3 protein-coding genes are annotated in these 1,549 nt (G+C 66.0%); all 3 read right to left on the reverse strand.

What is annotated here, in order from left to right:
• Positions 1 to 236: 236 nt before the first annotated feature.
• The 3 genes from ACTWP6_RS30200 to ACTWP6_RS30210 all read right to left on the reverse strand — a co-directional run bounded on the left by ACTWP6_RS30200 (position 237) and on the right by ACTWP6_RS30210 (position 1,417).
• The gene (locus ACTWP6_RS30200; protein WP_099962857.1) at positions 237 to 593 is read right to left on the reverse strand and encodes a helix-turn-helix domain-containing protein; all 357 of its coding nucleotides are present in this window, start codon (positions 591 to 593) and stop codon (positions 237 to 239) included.
• Entirely contained in the window at positions 590 to 979 is a 390-nt protein-coding gene (locus tag ACTWP6_RS30205) for a hypothetical protein (protein ID WP_163680969.1), read from the reverse strand. Before ACTWP6_RS30205 ends, ACTWP6_RS30200 begins: the two co-directional genes overlap by 4 nt.
• 162 nt (positions 980 to 1,141) lie before the next feature.
• Positions 1,142 to 1,417, reverse strand: a complete 276-nt coding sequence (locus ACTWP6_RS30210; RefSeq protein ID WP_163886459.1) for a hypothetical protein — start codon at positions 1,415 to 1,417, stop codon at positions 1,142 to 1,144.
• Between the last annotated feature and the right edge of the window lie 132 nt (positions 1,418 to 1,549).

The raw sequence follows: 1,549 nt of genomic DNA on the forward strand, positions 1-1,549 counted from the left end.
GCCTGCGTAGTTCGGCGTCGGTGTGGGTTGACCGGTCGGGCCCCCGGCCGATTAGGCTGCGACCCCTGCTGACGGTTAAAGGTGAGTAGCTACCCAACCCACGCCCGCCGCAGGCGGGCATCCGGCGGTCGCACCTAGTGCGCCGGCGCCTCGGGGCCGCAGCGCCGAGGCTCGACGATGAACGAGGGGCACCACGCCAGCGTCGCTCGCTGGCGGGTGCCCTCGGGTGCGACTGGTTACTGTTCCGGTGGCGCTGCGTCGGCCAGGGTGGCGAGGTCGAATTCCAGGTCGCGGTCTCCGACGGTGACGACGATGCGCGCGTTGGCGCCGGCGGCGGCGACGTAGCTGGACAGGGTGGACAGCAGCAGGTCGTGTTGGCGTTCGACTTTGGACACCGCGGCTTGTCCTACTCCCAGGCGTCGAGCGAGTTCGACTTGGGTGAGGTCGGCGGCGCGGCGGATCAGCGCCAGGTTCATGGCGTAGGCGCGGTCGTCCTCGCGCATCTGCTGGCGGATGTGGTCGACGCGCTCGGCGCGGTCGGGGTCGGCGAGCAGCTTCTTGAGGCGGGCCCCGCCGCGATCTTCAACAGTCATGATTGGGTGTCCTTTCTGCGTTTCCAGGTCTCGATTGCGGCGTCGGCTCGGGTTCCGACGCTGTTGTAGAAGGCGTTTCCGATGCGGGCTTTGTCGCCGGCGAAGAGGGCGATGACGGCGTGTTCGTCGTCGGGGAACCACACGATGAGCCGCACGGCGATGTCGGGGTCGTAGGGGTGGGCCAGTCTCCAGACGGGATAGGTCTTGGATTGGCGAACGCGGCGCAGGTGGGCGGTGTCTTCTTCGGGTGCGTCGGTGAGTTCTTGGAGGTGCTGCAGTTGTGCGGTGATGTAGTCGAGTCGGCGGGCGCTGATCGGGTCGTTGTGGGCGTGATCTTCAAGCCGATCGAGCCAGGTGTCGAACTCGTCGGACCAGTCGATCAGCATACGCAAATACTACTCTGAGGGAATACGTCTTGCAACGCATATTGTGGGTGTGGAGCGGTTCTCATTGTCGGGCCTCCGGGGTTGAGATGTGCTGGTGCAGAGCTGTTGTCGGGGCTGCGGGGCCGGGCCCACCAGGTGGCGGTGGGCCCGGCCCCTGACGTTTTAGGTGCGTTCGTCCTCGATGACGCGGTGAGCGATGTGGTAGGCGGCTCGGGTGTTGCGCAGGCTGTCGGACAGGAACGAGGCGATGTCGTCGCCTTGGGGGTTCTCGGCGAACTCGATGTCGTAGACGTGTGTGCTGGTCAAAGTGGCCAGCGCCTGCTGTGCGCGGGTGAGGGCGTTGATGGCGTCGACCAGGCTGCCGTCGAGGGCCAGGCGGCCTCGGTCGATCTCGATTGCCCAGTCGGCCTGCCAGTCGGCGTCGTTAGTGTTGGTCATGGTGGGTCCTTAAGTTCGTAGTTGCAGTTACTTCGTGTTGTTACGTTGGGCTGTGACCCGGGTGGGTCGGGTGAGGCTGCATGGTCGTAGCCGGCCCTGGTGGTGCGGCTTGAAAGGACTGGCCGCCCGGCC

The organism is Mycobacterium sp. 4D054, assembly GCF_052245755.1.
In the GTDB taxonomy this organism is placed as follows: domain Bacteria; phylum Actinomycetota; class Actinomycetes; order Mycobacteriales; family Mycobacteriaceae; genus Mycobacterium.